This is a genomic window from Actinomyces acetigenes (genome assembly GCF_031296635.1).
Taxonomy (GTDB): domain Bacteria; phylum Actinomycetota; class Actinomycetes; order Actinomycetales; family Actinomycetaceae; genus Actinomyces; species Actinomyces acetigenes.
The window spans coordinates 13,246-31,801 of record NZ_JASPFC010000031.1; the positions used below are offsets into that span (position 1 = coordinate 13,246).

Annotated in this window: 19 protein-coding genes and 1 pseudogene; 2 read left to right on the plus strand and 18 right to left on the minus strand. The window is 70.1% G+C overall.

Annotation, left to right across the window (positions count from 1 at the left end; genetic code table 11):
- From RIV14_RS10840 to rpsB, 5 genes are all read right to left on the minus strand, one after another.
- The gene (locus RIV14_RS10840; RefSeq protein WP_075372786.1) at positions 1-930 is read right to left on the minus strand and encodes a phosphatidate cytidylyltransferase; all 930 of its coding nucleotides are present in this window, start codon (positions 928-930) and stop codon (positions 1-3) included.
- Positions 931-1,003: 73 nt separating this feature from the next.
- Entirely contained in the window at positions 1,004-1,561 is a 558-nt protein-coding gene (frr, locus tag RIV14_RS10845; protein ID WP_003786400.1) for a ribosome recycling factor, read from the minus strand.
- Between the two features lie 163 nt (positions 1,562-1,724).
- A complete protein-coding gene (gene pyrH / locus RIV14_RS10850) occupies positions 1,725-2,477 on the minus strand; it encodes a UMP kinase (protein WP_070662047.1) in 753 nt (250 codons plus the stop codon).
- A gap of 247 nt (positions 2,478-2,724) precedes the next feature.
- Positions 2,725-3,564: a translation elongation factor Ts gene (tsf, locus tag RIV14_RS10855; protein ID WP_075372787.1), complete on the minus strand. Its 840-nt coding sequence runs from the start codon at positions 3,562-3,564 to the stop codon at positions 2,725-2,727.
- A gap of 108 nt (positions 3,565-3,672) precedes the next feature.
- Positions 3,673-4,521 carry a 30S ribosomal protein S2 gene (gene rpsB, locus RIV14_RS10860; RefSeq protein WP_070662042.1) on the minus strand — a complete coding sequence of 283 codons (849 nt, stop codon included), beginning with the start codon at positions 4,519-4,521 and terminating at the stop codon, positions 3,673-3,675.
- A gap of 656 nt (positions 4,522-5,177) precedes the next feature.
- Here rpsB and RIV14_RS10865 point away from each other — a divergent pair.
- A complete protein-coding gene (locus tag RIV14_RS10865) occupies positions 5,178-5,831 on the plus strand; it encodes a M23 family metallopeptidase (protein ID WP_256695092.1) in 654 nt (217 codons plus the stop codon).
- Positions 5,832-5,857: 26 nt separating this feature from the next.
- Here the strand turns inward: RIV14_RS10865 and RIV14_RS10870 are convergent, their stop codons facing one another.
- From RIV14_RS10870 to rpsP, 13 genes are all read right to left on the minus strand, one after another.
- Positions 5,858-6,781 (minus strand): tyrosine recombinase XerC, encoded by a 924-nt coding sequence (locus RIV14_RS10870; protein ID WP_075372788.1) that lies wholly within the window; start codon positions 6,779-6,781, stop codon positions 5,858-5,860.
- A 178-nt stretch (positions 6,782-6,959) separates the two neighbouring features.
- Positions 6,960-8,339 (minus strand): DNA-processing protein DprA, encoded by a 1,380-nt coding sequence (locus RIV14_RS10875; RefSeq protein ID WP_143224222.1) that lies wholly within the window; start codon positions 8,337-8,339, stop codon positions 6,960-6,962.
- Positions 8,340-8,344: 5 nt separating this feature from the next.
- Entirely contained in the window at positions 8,345-9,916 is a 1,572-nt protein-coding gene (locus tag RIV14_RS10880) for a YifB family Mg chelatase-like AAA ATPase (protein ID WP_075372790.1), read from the minus strand.
- A complete protein-coding gene (locus tag RIV14_RS10885) occupies positions 9,907-10,467 on the minus strand; it encodes a YraN family protein (protein WP_075372791.1) in 561 nt (186 codons plus the stop codon). Before RIV14_RS10885 ends, RIV14_RS10880 begins: the two co-directional genes overlap by 10 nt.
- A gap of 163 nt (positions 10,468-10,630) precedes the next feature.
- On the minus strand, positions 10,631-10,939 hold the full coding sequence (locus RIV14_RS10890; protein ID WP_075372792.1) for a DUF2469 domain-containing protein: 309 nt from the start codon (positions 10,937-10,939) through the stop codon (positions 10,631-10,633).
- 104 nt (positions 10,940-11,043) lie between these two features.
- Positions 11,044-11,766 (minus strand): ribonuclease HII, encoded by a 723-nt coding sequence (gene rnhB / locus RIV14_RS10895; RefSeq protein ID WP_075372793.1) that lies wholly within the window; start codon positions 11,764-11,766, stop codon positions 11,044-11,046.
- On the minus strand, positions 11,763-12,983 hold the full coding sequence (gene lepB / locus RIV14_RS10900; RefSeq protein ID WP_075372794.1) for a signal peptidase I: 1,221 nt from the start codon (positions 12,981-12,983) through the stop codon (positions 11,763-11,765). Before lepB (RIV14_RS10900) ends, rnhB begins: the two co-directional genes overlap by 4 nt.
- 111 nt (positions 12,984-13,094) lie before the next feature.
- The gene (rplS, locus tag RIV14_RS10905) at positions 13,095-13,442 is read right to left on the minus strand and encodes a 50S ribosomal protein L19 (RefSeq protein ID WP_003786428.1); all 348 of its coding nucleotides are present in this window, start codon (positions 13,440-13,442) and stop codon (positions 13,095-13,097) included.
- Positions 13,443-13,685: 243 nt separating this feature from the next.
- Positions 13,686-14,600, minus strand: a complete 915-nt coding sequence (lepB, locus tag RIV14_RS10910; protein WP_075372795.1) for a signal peptidase I — start codon at positions 14,598-14,600, stop codon at positions 13,686-13,688.
- Positions 14,597-16,018 (minus strand): tRNA (guanosine(37)-N1)-methyltransferase TrmD, encoded by a 1,422-nt coding sequence (gene trmD, locus RIV14_RS10915; RefSeq protein ID WP_075372796.1) that lies wholly within the window; start codon positions 16,016-16,018, stop codon positions 14,597-14,599. The genes lepB (RIV14_RS10910) and trmD overlap by 4 nt, the downstream gene beginning before the upstream one ends.
- A complete protein-coding gene (gene rimM / locus RIV14_RS10920) occupies positions 16,015-16,563 on the minus strand; it encodes a ribosome maturation factor RimM (protein WP_075372797.1) in 549 nt (182 codons plus the stop codon). Before rimM ends, trmD begins: the two co-directional genes overlap by 4 nt.
- A 310-nt stretch (positions 16,564-16,873) precedes the next feature.
- Complete coding sequence (locus tag RIV14_RS10925) at positions 16,874-17,110, minus strand: RNA-binding protein (protein WP_003786440.1); 237 nt, start codon at positions 17,108-17,110, stop codon at positions 16,874-16,876.
- A gap of 1 nt (position 17,111) precedes the next feature.
- Complete coding sequence (gene rpsP / locus RIV14_RS10930) at positions 17,112-17,594, minus strand: 30S ribosomal protein S16 (RefSeq protein ID WP_075372798.1); 483 nt, start codon at positions 17,592-17,594, stop codon at positions 17,112-17,114.
- 609 nt (positions 17,595-18,203) lie between these two features.
- Between rpsP and RIV14_RS10935 the strand changes: the two are divergent.
- Positions 18,204-18,556: pseudogene (locus RIV14_RS10935) on the plus strand (hypothetical protein); the annotation flags it as partial.

An 18,556-nucleotide genomic window follows, 5' to 3' on the forward strand; every position in this document is an offset into this window, starting at 1 on the left:
CTATTTCACCAGGAGGGTGAAGGCGTAGACAAGTGGGGCGGCCACGAGGATCGAGTCGAGCCGGTCCATGATTCCGCCGTGTCCGGGCAGGAGCGTGCCCATGTCCTTGAGTCCCAGATCCCGCTTGAGCAGGGACTCCCCCAGGTCGCCCAGGGTGGAGACGACCACGGTGCAGGCACCCAGTACGGCTCCGGCCCACCAGGGGCCGCCGATGGCCCAGACGCAGCCGGCACCGGTGGCGAGAGCTGCGATGAGGGAGCCCATGAGCCCCTCCCAGGACTTCTTGGGTGAGACCGAGGGCGCCAGGGGGTGACGGCCGAAGGTGATGCCGGCCATCCACCCGCCGGTGTCGTTGGCGGCCGCCAGGGCGATGAGCATCATGACTTTTCCCACGCCGTGCTCCTGCACCAGGAGCAGGACGGCGAAACCGGCCAGGAAGGGCAGGTAGGTGGCGGCGAAGACCGAGGCGGCCGCGGCGCTGGAGCGCGAGCGGCGGACCTCGTCGTGGGCCTCGGTGCGGGGGATGTCGTGGCCGGCCTGCTCCAGGACGGTGCCGACCTCCGCCTCGGCCTGGTCCATGAAGCTCCACAGGACGCAGGCGCCGACGGTGGCGACGTAGGCCCCGAAGGCCGCCTCCGCCCCCACCTCCCAGGCGCACACGGAGATTCCCAGGGTCCCCAGCCACAGCGGCGCCAGGGGCAGGCGGATGCGCTTGCGGGCGAAGGCCGCCGCCAGCTCCCACAGCGCCCCGCAGACGGCCAGCACGACGACGCCCACGAAGATGACCTTGTAGAAGGCCAGGGAGCCCAGGACCACGGCGATGAGCACGACCGCCACCCCGATGGCGGCGGGCAGGTTGCGTCCCGCCCGCCCGGTGGCAGGCAGGGGGTCGTGGTTGCGCGTGGGGCGCGGGTTCAGCAGAGGCGACACGGGGCTCACAGGGGTTGACGGGACAGGGGCGGGAGGCCGGGCGCAGACGCGGTCGATCCCGGGGCGAGGCGGCTCAGACCTCGAGCAGCTCGGCCTCCTTGGCGCTCAGGGCGGCGTCGATCTGCTCGACGAAGCGCTTGGTGAGGCCGTCGAGCTCGTGCTCGGCGCGCTTGACGTCGTCCTCCCCGGCCTCGCCGTCCTTCTTGATGGCCTCGAGCTCCTTCTTGGCCTTGCCGCGGATACCGCGCACCTGGACGCGGGAGTCCTCGGCGCGGGAGCGGGCGAGCTTGACGTAGTCCTTGCGGCGCTCCTCGGTCAGTGCCGGCAGGGTGACGCGGATGACGGTGCCGTCATCGGTGGGGTTGACGCCGAGGTCGGACTCGCGGATGGCGGTGACGATGTCCTTCATGGCGGAGCGGTCGAAGGGGCTGACCAGGACGGTGCGGGCCTCGGGGATCGTCAGGGAGGCGAGCTGCTGGAGCGGGGTGGGGGCGCCGTAGTAGTCCACGACGATCCCGTTGAACATCGAGGGGTTGGCGCGGCCGGTGCGGATGGTGGCCAGCTCGCTCTTGGCTGCCTGGAGGGCCTTGTCCATCTTGTCCTCGGCCTCGAGCATGACGTCGTCGATCATGGTGCTTCCTTTACTGGGCTACTGGGCGGTCGTGGGTTCGTCAGGTAGTGGTCGGCCATCGTGGGGATGGCTGCGGGTTGGGAGGGTGTGCTGGCCGTCTGCGCCGGGGCGGTCACGGGGCTCGAAGGGGGCCGTCGGCGGCCCGCCGGAGCCCGCAGCCGGGTCAGTCGCAGCTGACGAGTGTCCCGATTCTCTCACCCAGCAGGGCTCGGGTGATGTTTCCGGGCTCCCCCATGCCGAAGACCCGCATGGTCAGGCCGTTGTCGCGGCACAGGGCGAAGGCGGAGGCGTCGACCACCTGGAGGCCGTCGGCCAGGGCGCGCTCGTAGGTGAGCTGGTCCAGGCGCCGGGCCTCAGGGTTCTTGCGGGGATCGGCGGTGTAGACGCCGTCGACCCCGTTCTTGCCCACGAGCAGCTCATCGCAGTGGGTCTCCAGGGCGCGCTGGGCCGAGACGGTGTCCGTGGAGAAGTAGGGCAGGCCGGCACCGGCGCCGAAGACGACGACGCGGTTCTTCTCCATGTGGCGGATGGCCCGCAGGGGGATGTAGGACTCGGCGACCTGTCCCATGGCGATGGCGGTCTGGACGCGGGCGGGCACCCCCGCCTTCTCGATGAAGTCCTGAAGGGCCAGGGCGTTCATGACAGTTCCCAGCATGCCCATGTAGTCGGCGCGGGCACGGTCCATGCCACGTGAGGAGAGCTCGGCGCCGCGGAAGAAGTTCCCGCCTCCGACGACGACAGAAACCTGGACTCCGGCACGCACGGCCTCGGCGATCTGGCGGGCGGCGTCAGAGACGACGTCGGAGTCCAGACCTATCGATCCGCCACCGAAGACCTCACCGGAGAGCTTGAGTAGAACACGTCTGGGGTGCGTGCCATGGGCAACGCGGTCGTCACGAGCCGGTTCCTGACTCATTGCGCTATGTCTCCTGGGTTCGGTGGGCAGGCTTGGCACAGCCTACCCCGTCCCGGGCGGGCGCCGGGCCACGATGAGGGTCAACCCGGATGGCCAGACACGCCGTGGGACGAGGACCACTCATGAGACGTGCACAAGAGCCGCCCTGGGGAGCCGGCGGTGAGGGGTGTCGATGAGTGAGAGAGGAACAAGACGGGGCGGGGGCGCGAGCATGATGCTCGCGCCCCCGCCCCGAACGGTGAGCGGATCAGGCGCCGACGCGGAAGCGCACGAAGCCGGTCAGCTCGCCGCCGGTGGCCTTGACGACCTTGCCGACCGTGGTCTTGGGGTCCTTGGCGAAGGCCTGGTCGACCAGGACGTTCTCCTTGAAGAAGCCGTTGAGGCGGCCCTCGACGATCTTGGGGATGGCCTTCTCGGGCTTGCCCTCGGCGCGGGTGGTCTCCTCGGCGATGGCGCGCTCCTTGTCCACGACCTCGGCCGGGATGTCCTCGCGGGTGGCGTAGGCCGGGGAGTAGGCGGCGATGTGCATGGCGACGTCGTGAGCCACCTCGGCGGCCTTGGCGTCGGTGCCCACCAGGACGCCGACCTGGGCGGGCAGATCGGGGTTGGTGCGGTGCAGGTAGAGCTCGATCTTGTCGGCCTCGAGGCGGCCGACGCGGCGCACGACGATCTTCTCGCCGATGACGGCCTGCATGCCGTCGGTGAGCTCCTTGACGGTGGAGCCGTCGACCTTGACCTCGGCCAGGGCCTCGGCGTCGGTGGCGCCGGAGTCCAGGGCGGCGGTGAGGACCTGCTCGGCGTAGTCGAGGAACTTCTGGTTCTTGGCCACGAAGTCGGTCTCGGCGTTGATCTCGACGAGGACGCCGACCTGGCCGTTGCCGGAGTCGACGACCTTGGCGGCGATGAGGCCGGCGGAGGCGGCGCGGCCCTCGCGCTTGGCAATGCCCTTGAGGCCCTTGACGCGAATGATCTCGATGGCCTTCTCGGCGTCGCCGTTGGCCTCGTCGAGGGCTTTCTTGACGTCGAGCATGCCGGCGCCGGTCTTCTCGCGCAGCGCCTTGATGTCAGCGGTGGTGTAGTTCGCCATGAATGTCTCCTGGTCAGTCAGTGACTAATTGACGTGTGAAAAAGGACGAGTGAGAGGTGCTCACAGCGCGGGGACACCGCGCTGTGAGCGAGGAGCTGAGGGGTGGGCTCAGGCCTGCTCGGCGGCGGGGGCCTCGGCGGTCTCAGCAGCCTCAGCGGCCGGGGCGTCGGCCTCGGCTCCGGCGAGGAGCTGGGCCTCCCACTCGGGCAGCGGCTCGGCGTCAGCGGGGGCGACCTCGGCCTCCTCACCGGTGCGGGCGCGACCGCCGGAGCGGGCCAGCAGGCCCTCAGCGGTGGCGTCGGCGACGACACGGGTGAGCAGGGTGACGGCGCGGATGGCGTCGTCGTTGCCGGGGATGCCGTAGGTGGCCTCGTCCGGGTCGCAGTTGGTGTCCAGGATGGCGATGACCGGGATCCCGAGCTTCTGGGCCTCGGAGATGGCCAGGTGCTCCTTCTTGGTGTCCACGACCCACACGGCCGCGGGGAGCTTGCTCATGTCGCGGATACCGCCCAGGGTGCGCTGGAGCTTGTCCTTCTCGCGGCGCATCATGAGCAGCTCCTTCTTGGTGTGGCCGGAGCCGGCCACGTCGTCGAAGTCGATCTGCTCGAGCTCCTTCATGCGGTCCAGGCGGGCGCGCACGGTGGAGAAGTTGGTGAGCATGCCGCCCAGCCAGCGCTGGTTGACGTAGGGCATGCCGACGCGCTGGGCCTGCTCGGCCACGGCGGCCTGGGCCTGCTTCTTGGTTCCGACGAACAGGATGTTGCCGCCGCGAGCGACGATCTCCTTGACGAAGTCGTAGGCGGTGTTGATGCCCTCAATGGACTGCTGGAGGTCGATGATGTAGATGCCGTTGCGCTCGGTGAGGATGAAGCGCTTCATCTTGGGGTTCCAGCGACGAGTCTGGTGCCCGAAGTGGACACCGCTGTCAAGGAGCTGGCGCATGGTAACGACGGCCATGACGGTCCTTCCGTGTGAGCCGAGAGGTTGCTCGACGCACGATCATTCGGGGGACGGTCGAGCTGCGCTCGGAGACGTCCCGGGGTTCTTCTTCTGGGTTCTTCCCCGTGGTTCCGCACGCTTGCGAACGCGCACCGGAGCCGGTGACCGGCTGGGAGCCGGCGCGGATGGGGCCTGGTGCCTGCGACGCACGGCCACCCGTTCACCGTGGCGAACCGTGATGACCGGGACCGCGACCGTGTCGCCCGGAGGGACGTCCCGAGTTGCTCGGGTGCAGGCACGCGAAGTCAGCATTCGGGGCCCGTCTCCCGCTGACGCCGGAGCGATCCGCAGAATGCTGCGGAGGCGAGGCTACCACAGGACTGAACCAGCGGCCGAGGGCGAATCAGCGGTATTCGGAGTCGTCCCGGTCACCACAGGCCGCTTCCTCGAGGGGCTTTCCACAGGGCCGACGACGTCCCCGGCGCTGAAGGCCGCTCGGCGCGCACTCTGAGGGCATGCACTCACAGCAACTCCGGCGAAGCCCACGCCGCCGAGATCCTCACACACCGTCCCCTCCTTCCCACATCCCGCCCCGCCGTCTCGCCGCGCTGGCAACGGCACTGGTCGCCTGCGGCTCACTGGCCGCACTGCCCGGTACACCACCGGCTCGGGGTATGAGCACAGGCACCAGTCCGGCCACCAGCACCGCCGTGACCACGGTTTCGGCTCCGTGGGTCCAGGACCCGTTGCTTCCCGAGCGCACGGGCAGCGCGCCCGAGCCGGCCGAAGCCGCCCACTGGTTGACCTCGTCGGCCTCTCTCGTGACGAGCCTGAGCCCGCCCTCTCGGCTCGTCAACGAGACGGGGACGGGCGGCCAGGCGCTAACGGACCGGCCTGCGGGCCCCCGTCGCCCGCGGGGCCGCTTCCAGTGGCCGACCGGCGCGCCGGCCACCGTGGTGGAGGGCTTCGACCCGCCCGCCGTCGTGTGGGGACGCGGGCACCGGGGAGTGGATCTCGCGGCCGCGGAGGGCACGCAGATCCGCAGCGCCGCCGCGGGGACGGTCGCCTTCGCCGGCATGGTGGCCGGGCGTCCCGTGGTGTCCATCGACCACGCCAACGGGATCCGCACCACCTATGAGCCGGTCGAACCGGCCGTCAGCGCGGGCGACGCGGTGGCTGCGGGCCAGGTCGTCGGCACCCTGCTGCCGGGGCACCGTTCGGACGGGGTCTGCGCCCTGCACTGGGGGGCGCGCACCGGCCCCAAGACCTACATCAACCCGTTGCGCCTGCTGCAGCCGGCCGTCATCCGCCTCAAGCCCCTTCACTGAAGAACACGGCCCCGTACGGGTTCCGCTCAGGCGCGAGGGAATGCCTGCTCGTAGACGCTGCGCAGACGCTCAGCCGAGACGTGGGTGTAGCGCTGGGTCGTGGCCAGGGAGGAGTGCCCGAGGAGCTCTTGGACGCTGCGCAGGTCCGCTCCCCCGCCCAGGACGTGGGTGGCAGTGCTGTGCCGCAGTCCGTGCGGGCCCAGGTCGGGGACCTGGGCGGCCGTGCACAGGCGGTGGACGACGTCGCGCACCACCCGGGGATCGATACGCCGCCCCCGCGCCCCGAGGAAGAGGGCGCCTCCCGCGTCGTCGGCGCAGATCTCACCGCGCCGACGCAGCCATGCCTCCAGCGCCTTGGCGGCGGGCACCCCGTAGGGGACGGTCCGCTCCTTCCGACCCTTCCCCAGGACTCGCAGGGTCCGTTGGGAGTGGTCGAGGTCGGCAACATCCAGGCCGACGAGCTCGGAAACCCGCACGCCGGTCGCGTAGAGCGTCTCGATAATGGCCAGGTCCCGCACGGCCAGGACGTCCCCGTCCGAGGCGAGGTCCGCGGCGGTCTTGAGCAGCTGTGAGGCCTGCTGGGTCGTCAGCACCCCGGGCAGACGGTTGTCGACGCGCGGCGCACGCAGGCGCGCGGCGACGTCGGAGGTGAGCAGTCCCGTCTCGAAGGCCCAGGAGGAGAAGGTCCTCACCGAGGCCGAGCGGCGGGCCAGGGTGGCGCGCGAGTGACCGCTCGCGGCCATCGCGGCGAGCCAGTCCCGCAGGTCCGCCAGGTCAAGGGTGGCCAGGGCGGCGTCAATGGGTTCAGTGTCCCCCTCACCGACACCGAGGAAGCTCAGCAGGTCGTTGATGTCGACGAGATAGGCGCGCACGGTGTGTCCGGACAGGTCTCGCTGCAGGGCCAGGTAGCTGCGGTAGGAGGCGAGCAGATCGGCGCGCGTCCTCGACATGGGGCACCTCCTCTCACGACAGCGATGACGAACAACGGCGGTGATCGGCTTGATCCGTCAGGTTCTTATCGGTCCATTCGAAGGTCTGCTTGCAGGACCGGGCGACACGGGCACCTGAAGACTACGGCACCCGGCATACATGCCTCAGAGGTAAGGACATGCGCACCCCTCCCCGACCTCAGCCGAGCGAGGCTCCCCCGGCCTGATCACGTGAGCGCTTCGAGCAGCGCCGCCTCCAACCGGTGGCGGTGCGCTCCACCTTCCCTGAGAGCTCCAGGATCCCCAGTGCCGACGTGGTCTCCTTCGGGGACAGCCCCGAGGAGCGGACGATGGACTCGGTGCTCGCCGCGGCCCGGGCAGGCATGGCGTCCAGGACGAGGGAGGCGGCCGGGTCCAGGCCGTCGAGAAGCCCGCCGCCACTCAGCTCGGGGTCCTGCTCCTTGGCGGCGTCCGCGTCGACGGTGCCCAGGGGCGTCAGCAGCTCCAGGGCGTCGTCGGTGTCGGTGATGCAGACTGCCCCCTTGCGCAGGAGCCGGTGGCATCCGACCGAGGACATGGAGGTCACGGGGCCGGGAACTGCGCCCAGCTGCCTGCCCAGCTCGAGAGCGCGGTGAGCAGTGGACAAGGCTCCCGATCTCCAGGCCGCCTCCACCACGATCGTCGCCTGCGAGATCGCCGCGATGACGCGGTTGCGTGAGACGAACCGGTGACGGCCCGGTTGACAGCCCGGTGGCACCTCCGCCACCAGTGCCCCGGAGGCGATGACTGCCTCCAGAACCCCGGTGTTTCCCACTGGGTAGAGGCGGTCCACTCCCCCGGCGGAGACCGACACCGTTGGCCCCTCCTGCAGTGCCCCGCGGTGCGCGCAGGCATCGATGCCGAAGGCTCCCCCGGAGACGATGAGGCCGCCCTGGGCCGTCACCCCCGAGGCCAGGGAGGTGGCGACGCTCTCACCGTAGCGGGTGGAGGCCCGGGCCCCCACCAGTGCCAGGCACAGTCCGCTGGCGGGCCCCACTGGCATCCGCTGCTCGCGTACCGGCTGACCGGCGCCTGCGACGCTCTGAGCGTCGTCATCTCCCACGGCCCCGGGCATGCCGCCGTCGAGGTCCTTGTCCCTCAGGTCCGCGGCGCCAACCAGTAGCGAGGGGTCCCCGCGCACCCACAGGCAGAAGGGCGGGTGCTCGAGCTGGTCGAGTCCCGGCGGCCACCAGGGCTCCCCCGGGAGGATAAGGCTCCCACCCAGGCGGTCGAGCACATCGAGCTCGCGGCGGATGTCGAGTCCCTCCAGGCGCGGCGCCCACCGGGCGGCGGCCTGAGCCCAGCAGGCGCTGATATCACCGTCACCGGGCATTCCCGGAGGCGGCTGTGGCACCGGCGGGCGGGGCGAGCTGCGCACCTGCCCAGAGGGGTCGATGGCCTCCTCCAGCAGCCACCTCAGGGCGGGACTCGGCCCGAGCCGGCCCACCACCATGGCTGCGGTGGCACTGTTGGGCTCGGCCAGGCGGGACCAGGTCGCGCGTGCCAGCGCCGGATCGTCGATGTCGTAGGGCAGTGCCATGGGCGTCATGGGCGCACTCCTGAGGTTCTCAGGGCCAGGGCGGTCCCGATGTGGGCGAGGGAGAGGGTGTCGAACCCCTCGAGGTCGGCGAGGGTCCAGGCCAGTCTGAGGACCCGGTCCACCCCGCGCAGGGAGAGGTCGCCGCGTTCGAGGGCGGTCATGAGCCGGCGGCTGAGCGGAGCGCTGAGTCCACCGTCGGGGCCTCTGAGGTAGGAGCCGGGTACCTCGGCGTTGAGGCGCCACGGGGTGCCGGCCAGTCTGCGCTCCGCGGCCCGGCGGGCGCGCAGAACGCGCCGGGCCACCACGGCGCTGGACTCTCCATGGCCGGAAGAAGCGAGATCGGCTGCGCTGACGGCGCCGACCTCGACCTGGATGTCGACCCGGTCCAGCAGTGGACCGGACAGTCGTGAGAAGTAGCGTCGCCGCTGCAAGGAGGTGCAGGTGCACTCCAGGCCGCGGCCGCCGGCCTTGCCGCAGGGGCAGGGGTTGGCGGCCAGGACGAGCTGGAAGGCGGCCGGGTAGCTGGCACGCCCGCCCACGCGGTCGATGGTGACCACTCCCGACTCCAGCGGCTGGCGCAGGCAGTCCAGGACTCCCGCACTGAACTCGGGGGCCTCGTCGAGGAAGAGCACCCCGCGGTGAGCCAGGGAGACGTCCCCGGGCCGGGGCAGGCCGGAACCGCCTCCGACGACGGCGGCCCGGGTCGCCGTGTGGTGCGGTGCGCGCAATGGCGGCCGGGTGATGAGTCCGCGGGCGGGGTCGAAGATGCCGGCCACGGAGTGCAGGGAGGTGACGGTGACGGCATCGGCCTGCTCCAGGGGCGGCAGGATGGAGGGGAGCCTCTCGGCCAGCATGGTCTTGCCCGTCCCCGGGGGCCCCACCATGATGAGGTGATGGCCCCCGGCGGCAGCGACCTCGAGGGCCTGGCGGGCCTCGCCCTGTCCGACGACGTCAGCCAGGTCCGGTGGCTCGGCGTCGTGGGGCGGGGTCGTGGGGGCCTCGTCTGCGGCGGCCTCGGTGATCTGCTCCAGCGCGGCGGCCACGGCCGCACTCAGGCGCCCTCCGTAGCGCTCGACGAGCTGGCCGACGTGCCTGACGGCGGTGACCCGGGCGCCGGGGACGAGCTCAGCCTCGGCGGCGGCCTCCTGGGCGACGACGATCTCCTCCACCCCTGCGGCCACCGCGGCCTGGACACTGGGCAGAACGCCGCGCACGGAGTGCACGGAGCCGTCCAGGCCGAGCTCGCCGATGTAGACGGTTCGTCCCAGGAGCCCGGCCGCGCTCCGTCCGAGCCGCCCGCGTGCTCCCAGGACGGCCAGGGCGAGCGCCAGGTCCAGCCCGGTCCCGGTCTTGCGCAGGTCCGCCGGGGAGAGGTTGACGGTCAGGCGCTGCTCGCCCCAGGTGACTCCGCAGGTGCTCAACGCGGCCCGGACGCGCTCGCGCGACTCGCGCACGGCGGCATCGGGTAGGCCCACAAGGGTGAATCCGGGCAGGCCCTGGGTGGCGTGGGCCTCGACGTCGACGATGTGCCCGGCCAACCCGGTCAGCGTGACAGCAAGCGTGCGAGCTAGCCCCATGACGCATCCACCGCCCGGTGGTGGCGCAGCAGCGCAGGACGCGCGTCGCGCAGGAGGATGGAGACGACGTCCAGGCGCATGCCGGCGTGCGACGTGGTCTCATGGGTGCTCGCCCAGGCGGCCGCCAGGGCACGCAGTCGGGCGACTTTGCGGGCGTCGACGGCGGCCGCCGGTGGCCCCTGGCGCAGAGAGCTGCGGGTCTTGACCTCAACGATGACCAGCCTCGGCCTTGCCCACGCCTCTTCCGGGTCGGCGACGGATGCGCTGCCCGGCTCGTGGTGCGCCGCAGCCGGCTCCAGGGCGATGATGTCGAGCTCTCCGCGCAGGCCGTGGTCCGGGCGCCAGTTGCGCTCCAGGATCTTCCAGCCGATGTCCTCCAGGTAGGTGGCGGCGAGGTCCTCGCCGCACCGCCCGGTGCTCTGGCGGGAGGCCCCTGCGCGAGCGTCTCCTTCGCCGCCCGGGCCCCGGGAGGGCGGTGTAAGCCCGTGATCGCCGCATCTGGCTGCGATCACCGTTCGTCCCCTTGTGGCTGCTGCGACCTGGTCGGTCATCCCGATCACCTCCGCCACTAGCGTGAGGCCGGTTCAGCCGGTGCGCGCCACGGCCCCGTCGGCCCTGTGGACGGCGGTGTCAGAAGGCGACCTGTGGCCCCCGGCGAGCGGGGGCGGCCAGCGGAACGGAGCCGTCAGAGGCGGCGCAGCATCGGGAAGGCGGTCAGGGGGAGGGGATGTCCATCTCGAGCTTGGTGAGCTCCTCGACGTTGACGTCCTTGAAGGTGACGACGTGGACGGACTTGACGAACCGGGAGGCTCGGTAGATGTCCCACACCCAGGCGTCCTCGAGAGTGAGCTCGAAGAAGACCTCCCCGCCGCTGGTGCGTACCTGGACGTCAACGGCGTTGGCCAGGTAGAACCGCCGTTCGGTCTCCACCACGTAGGAGAACAGGGAGGCGACGTCGCGGTACTCCCGGTACAGCGAGAGCTCCAGCTCGTTCTCATAGGACTCGAGGTCTTCTGCGCTCACCGGGCCATCATGCCTGCCCGCAGCCGCTGGAGGCGGCAGGCCACGGGGGCGAGTCGGCCCGCCCATGAGTCGCCCCGGGCCGGGTAGCCGCATCAGGCGGCGCCTCAGCCGTGGCGCTGCTCCAGGCCGGGCAGGTGCCAGCTGCGTCGATGCTGGTCGCTGGCCCCCAGGGCGGTGAGTCCCTGGATGTGGGCCGGCGAGGCGTAGCCCTTGTTGGAGGCCCACCCGTAGCCGGGGTCGTCAAGATCGGCCATGAGGCAGTCGCGTTCGACCTTGGCCAGGACGCTGGCGGCAGCGACGACGGCGCACCGGGCGTCGGCCTTGACCTCCATGCGCACCGGAGGGGTGGGAGCAGACCCGGCAGCCTCAGGAGCAGTCTCGGGAAGGTGCCCGCCTTCCAGGGCGGTGAGCAGGTCGGGCTGGGTGGCGGTGAGCCAGTCGGCCACGCCGTCGAGGATGATGACGTCGGGGGCGTGGCCGCGCTCAGCGACCTGCTGCAGGGCCCGCAGACCCGCCATTCTCAGTGCTGCGACGATGCCGTGCTCATCGATCTCTGCCGGTGAGGCGTGGGCGACGGCGTGGTCCACGAGCCAGTCACGCACGGGATCCACCAGGCTTGTTCGGGCCCGGGCCGTCAGCTGCTTGGAGTCGGCGAGCCCCTCGGGGAAGTCGTCATCGGTGCACCGTGCCACGATCGCCAGCCCGACGCTGACCGGTCCGGCCAGGGCCCCGCGACCGACCTCGTCCAGACCGCCGACGTAGCCGTGGGTTTCCAGCAGAGTCTTCTCCAGGGCCCGGTCGGGGCGGGTGCGTCCCCGAGGACTCACCTCGTTCTCCCCGGAGCCTGCTCCTGGTCGGAGGAGTTTCCGGAGGAATCCGGGACGTCAGCCGGCCCGCCGGGCTCGGCCTGCGGCCCGTCATCGCCGCTGGGGCCCTCGCCGGCAGCGCCAACGTCCTCGGAGCTGCTGTCCTCGGCGGCCTGCGAGGGCGCCTCCTCCCCAGAAGCCGTCTCCCCGTCACCCGTGGGAGCAGCCGGAGGCGAGGGCGGTGCGGACGACGTCGCCTCCCGCGCAGGGACGTCTGAGAAAGCGCGCTCCCCTCCTCCCAAGAGCCCCCACCGGCTCAGATGCGTCCACTGGAAGACCACCCTGGCCACCCCGACCACGTTCTTGAGCGGCACGAAGCCGCCGTGGGCGTCGTCGCGGTGGTAGCGGGAGTCGGCCGAGTTGCTGCGGTTGTCCCCCATGACCCACACGTAGCCCTGGGGGACGGTGACATCGAAGGAGGTCAGCGACGGGGACTGACCGTCCTTGACGTAGGGCTCCTTGATCGCGACGCCGTTGACGGTCAAGGACCCCTTCCCGTCGGCGACCACATGGTCACCGCCGACACCGATGACCCGTTTGACGAGGTGATGGCCGGTGTTCTCCGGCAGAAGGTTCACTGCGATCATGAGCCTCTGGGTGGCACCGCGCAGCCCTGTCGGCTCCTTGACGTGAAGCCAGTCGTCAGGATCGGTGAAGACGATGACGTCGCCCCGTTCGACGTCATCGGAGCCGTACATGGGCACGGCGACCTTGTCCCCGTCACGCAGGGTGCGTTCCATGGAGCCCGAGGGGATCTCGTAGATCTGGACGACGTAGGCCCGTAGGAGAGCCGGTACCAGGATGACGACTGCCACGACGAGTACCAGCCTGATCACCCGCTGGTACAAGGGGCTGGTCTGCGGCGGGGGGATGGCGGGGGCCACCTGCCGGCGGGGTTGGATGGAGGGTGGCAGCTCGGTGAGCTCGTCATCGGGTTCGGGCTCGGCGTCGGGGTCAATGAACGGGTCGTAGTCCCACTCGTCGCTGTCGTCAACCGGAGCCGGCTTCGGAGCCTCTCCGGCGTTCTCAGAAGCCGTGCGGGTTTCCTGCGGGGAGTCCGCGGACGGAGAGCTGCAGGCCGGTGTGATCGCGGACCTGGAGGCCCGACCGATCTGGGAGGGATCGGCCTGCTTCAGGTCCAGCCCGACGTCGTCGGCACCATCCTGCACCGGTCTCACCGTGCTCCTTCCCCGGAATTGATGGACATGGGTCCACCGCTGCACGGCGGTGGGAGATGGCGAGCGCCCGGAACCTGTGGGCTCCGGGCGCCGCCTGGAGAGTGCGGGCGCTCAGTCCTCGCGACGCTCCTTGATCTTGGCGGCCTTACCGCGCAGGTTGCGCAGGTAGTAGAGCTTGGCACGACGCACCTGGCCCCGGGTGACGACCTCGATCTTCTCGATGGAGGGCGTGTGGACGGGGAAGGTGCGCTCGACACCGACACCGAAGGAGACCTTGCGGATGGTGAAGGTCTCCGAGACGCCGCCGCCCTGGCGCGCGATGACGACGCCCTGGAAGACCTGGACGCGGGTACGCGATCCCTCAACGACCTTGACGTGGACCTTGAGGGTGTCACCCGGACGGAAGGAGGGGATGTCGTCGCGCAGTGATGCGGCGTTGATCTCGTCGATCAGGTTCATGTTTCTCTCCACACCCGTGCCACTGGTCAGGAGTGCTGGTTCGGCGGCGCCGCGCCGTACGGGGCAGCGCCGGAGGTGGACGCCCCTGAGCTCCTTCGAAGCGGTCGCCTCCCCAGTGGCAGAGGAACCGCAGGACCCAAGTGCCCGCTCAGTTTGCCACAGGCTCAGTCCACGGACGAGTGCGTCAGCCTCGACGTGCCTGAGTTCACGCCTTTCTCACGCCCCAGCACGCATCCGGGGCGTTCAGTCCCCGGAGCCCGCCAGCGTGCTCGCCGGGACGGGCGCGGCCGCTCCGCTGGGCAGTGCCGTCGGGGTGGACGTCGGCTCGGGGACCTGGGAGAAGACTGCGTGTCCGGAGGTGAGGCTGGACCAGTGGGAGTAGGGCCACACGACGTTCTTGGCGACACCGACGACGTTGCCCAGGGGCACGAAGCCGCGGTGGACGTCGTTCTGGTGGTAGCGGGAGTCCGAGGAGTTGGAACGGTTGTCGCCCATGACCCAGATGTAGCCCTCGGGAACGGTGACGTCGAAGGCGACCTCGGAGGCCGACCGGCCGGGCTTGAGATAGTTCTCATGGAGCTCGACGCCGTTGACGGTCAAGGAGCCCTTCCCGTCGGCGACGACGTGGTCACCGGGCATTCCGATGACCCGCTTGATGAGGTGGTGGCCGGCATTCTGGGGGAAGATGCGGATCGCGACGAGGAAGTCCTGCGCTGCGCCTTGCAGACCAGTGGGCTCCTGGGCCGTCAGCCAGTGGTCCGGGTCGGTGAAGACGACGACGTCGCCCCGGCTGACCTTGTCGGAGTCGTACATCGTCACGGTGACGCGGTCACCCTCGTTGAGGGTGTTCTCCATTGACCCCGACGGGATGGTGAAGCTCTGGATGACGAAGGTGCGGATGAGGGCGATGATCACCACGGCGACGACCAGGTAGGACAGGGTGATGCCCCACTGCTTGAGGCGGAAGATGATCCGCTCCCCCATCGAGGCCGGCTCAGCGGCCTCGCTGGCCCCGGCCTTGTCCTTGTGGGCACCGCCCTTGTGCCGGTGGCTGTTCCGGCGGTCATTGTCGGCCCGCAGACTCTTCCCCGGGGTCACTGCCTCATCCGTATCCCCATCGGTCCTGTCCTGAAGGTTCTGGTCGGGTCCGCTGCTCATAGGCCTTCTCCTGTCCGCCGGGTCATGACGACGTCGTGGGCGTCCTGGCCACCGACGTTGTAGGTGCGGGTACCGACCTGGCGGAAGCCGGCCCGTTTGTAGGCCTTCTGGGCACGCTTGTTGGTGACGTGGGTGCCGAGCCAGAGCAGGTCCGTTCCGTGGGCGGCGGCCTGGCGTATCACGGCGTCCATAAGTGCGGGGGTCAGTCCGGATCCTCTCATGGTGGCGTCGACGTACACCTTGGACAGCTCGCCGACGACCTCTCCCCCGGCAGGCCGCACGCAGGCGGGGCGGGGGTCGATCCCGTGGGGCCGCTCGCCGCCGGAGTCGGCCTCCTCGCGCAGTACTGCGGCGTAGCCGACCAGAGCCGGAGCAGTGCTCGCGCCCGCTTCCTCCCCGAGGGAGGAATCCGGTCCTGCCAAAAGAGGTTCGAGCAGCTCGGCGACGACGAGGCCGACGCGGTCGTCTCCGGCCCAGGTGGCGAACAGCTCGGGAACAAGTGTGGTGGCGATGTGCCGCTCGAGGAACTCGGGGGCGATGACGTTCCCGCACGCATCGGGGAAGGTGCGGGCGGCGAGGGCGGCCAGGGCGTGGGCGTCGTCGGCGGAGGCGTTGCGAAGACGCACCGGAACCGGATGCTCCGCCCCGGCCGGGACCGCCCAGCCCATGGAGGCCAGGACCGCGCGGTCCTCACGATCCAGGTCGGTGGGGTCCAGGGCCTGGATCATGTCGGGGCGGCGCTCGACAGTGCGGGCGATGGACTGGTTCCGTCTCGCTCGGGCGATACGGCCGTGGTCACCGGAGAGCAGGACGGGGTCGACCTGGAGTCCGCGCCACCGGGTGGGGCGGGTGTGGGCGGGGTACTCCAGCAGGCCGGCGGCTCCGTGGGACTCCTCGACCAGCGACTCGGGGTTGCCCAGGACCCCGGGCAGGAGCCGGGCGATGGCCTCGATCATGACGACGGCGGCGACCTCTCCGCCGTTGAGCACATAGTCGCCGATACTCAGCTCGCGCACCTCGATACCGCGGGAGGCGTAGTGCTCGGCCACGCGTGCGTCGATGCCCTCGTAGCGACCACAGGCGAAGATCAGGCTGTCGGCGCCGGCCAGGTCCTCGGCGGTTCGCTGGGTGAAGACCTCACCCGAGGGGGTGGGGATGATGAGGACCTGACGGGGCGTACCGGGGGCCTGTGCGGTGAGCACATCATCGAGGGCCTCGCCCCACACGTCGGGTTTCATGACCATGCCGGCCCCACCGCCCAGGGGCGTGTCGTCCACCGTGCGGTGCCGGTCGTGGGCGTGGTCGCGCAGGTCGTGGACGTGCAGGTCGAGGGGGCCGCGGTCGGCCGCCTTCCCGATGAGCGAGAGGTCGAGGACCTTGAGGTAGTCGGGGAAGATGGTGACGACGTCGATCCTCACCTGGCCTCCTCCGCCTGGCCGCGTCCGGGGAACAGGCCACCGGGCGGGGCCAGCGTCACCGTGCCGGCCTCAGGGTCGATGTCCGGTACGAGCGCCTCGACGAAGGGCACGGCCACCTCGTCCCCCTCAGGGGTGGTGACCACGAGCCGGTCCTGGGCAACACCGGGCTCTACGTCGGTGACCTCCCCCAGCTCTTCACCGGAGACGCTCAGAGCCCGCAGGCCGACGAGCTCGTGGCGGTACCAGGCCTCCTCTAAGTCCTCAGAGCCCTCACCGCCAGGGGCGTCGTCGTCGGTCTCGACCAGGAGCCTGACACCCCGCAGCGCCTCGGCGGCCGTGCGGTCGCGCACCTGTTCGAAGGCGGCGAACCAGCGCGAGCCGTCGAAACGCAGACGACTGACCGTCAGCGGGCCCGCGTGGGCCGGCTCCGTGGGGACGGTGGTTCCGGGTGCGAGACGCCCCGCGGGGTCATCGGTACGGATCTCGAGACGCACCTCGCCCTTGAGGGCGTGGGCGGGACCGATGACAGCAAGGGTGAGCAGCACCTGTTCTCCTGGGATCGGGGCATGGAACGGTTTGTCCGGAAGGTCTGGATGTCTGACGCCAACCTACCGCGCCGTGGTCTGCGTTCCCATCGGCCGCGGGGATGAGGTGGCGCACCGACGGCGTGAGGTTGACCAACTCGATGCGGGCCATCCCTCTGCCAGCGGTGGTCGTCGCGCAGGCGGCACAGGGGCGCGCAGGCCCGGCAGGACGACGGTGCCCGGCCCCCTGGCGGGGACCGGGCACTCGTGGTGATTGATCAGACCGACCGAGGCCGAGGCGGCCTACAGCACCGACCTGAAAGCCCCGCGTTCAGCGGCGGTCGGTGTCGACGACGTCGACGCGCACCGGCGAGTCCGCCAGCGCTCCGACCACTGTGCGCAGTGCTCGAGCAGTACGGCCCGAGCGGCCGATGACTCGGCCGAGGTCCTCGGGGTTGACCCGCACCTCCAGCAGGTCGCCGCGGCGCAGCGACCGGGAGGTGACGGTGACGTCGTCAGGGTTGTCGACGATGCCCCGTACGAGGTGCTCGAGGGCGTCGGCCAGCATCTCAGGCCTCCTCGGCGGCGGCCTCATCGGAGGCCTGGCCCTCGGCGGACTCCTCAGCCTTGGACTCGGCGGCCTCGGCCGCCGCAGCGGCCTCCTCGTCGGCCTTGGCCTTGGCGGCGGCGGCCTTGCGCTTCTCAGCGTCGTCGGCGGCGGCCTTGACCGCGGCCTCCTTGGCGACCGCAGCGGCGTCGGCGTCCTTGACCTTGAGGGTGCTCTCGACACCCTTGAGGCCCTTGAACTGGTGATAGTCGCCGGTGATCTTGATCAGCTTGTAGACAGCGTCGGAGGGCTGAGCGCCCACACCGAGCCAGTACTGGACGCGCTCGGAGTCGATGCGGATGAGCGAGGGCTCCTGCATCGGATCGTAGACGCCGATCTCCTCGATAACACGGCCATCGCGCTTCTTGCGGGAGTCGAGGACGACGACCCGGTAGAAGGGGGCGAACTTCTTGCCCATGCGCTTGAGGCGAATCTTGACTGCCACTTGGTTGAACTCCTGGTTCTGGATGGTTTGGCGCGCGCTGGTCCCCGGTGGGGTCAAGCAACGGTTTCCGGCGTGAGCCGAGACGCGACCGGGGCCGGGAGAGGGACCGACGTCCGACCGAGTACAGCCGGACATTCTGCCAGAGCCTCCAAGGAGGTCGCCAGCCCGAGCCGGGGCGCCGACCCACCACTCGGTGCGAGATCGCCCACAGCCGACGCCGGCTCCGAGCGGCGAGTGCCGCTTCAATGGGGCACCACGCCGATTGACTCAACCCGCACGCTTCGCACCGGTCAAAACCCAGCGCGGCCCACGACACCGGAGCATGCTTCGCCCATGAGGCTTCTCCCCTTCGGCAATCGCAGCATCCAGCCGCCCGGCAAGAGCTCATCGATCCGACCGCCCCGCTCCGGACAGAGCACTCCGACGTCGATCCGCCCTCCCAGCACCCCCTCGACGGACGGACCGCCCTCAGACGCCCACCACGAGAGCGACACGACCGGACTGAACCAGCCCGAACACACTCCGACGACCCTGACCGGGAACGCGCAGGCCAGCAAGCCCCGCCACGCAGTAGGGCTGTGGCTCGCGGTCCTTCTTGGAGCCACCTGCGTGGCAGCCCTCGTCATGGTGGGACGAGTGGCCGTGAACACCACGTCACACGTTGCACCGAGCGCATCCCCTCCACCACCTCCACCTGCCTCCTGCGAGATGGAAGGACATCAAACGGAAGACTCTTCATGGAAGGAGACATGGAGTCTTGACACGGGCCTCCCGGCGTGGGAGAACGATTTTACGTGGGACACGTACTCGTGCGGACACTATATCGTTGTCATTCACCACAAGAACGACGATAAAACAGACCTGATGGGATTCCATATTGAAGGCAATAAACTCAAGAAGATCTGGTCGACGTCACTTGGATACACATTCACCACCGGTTACCGACATTGGTGGGGAGGGCA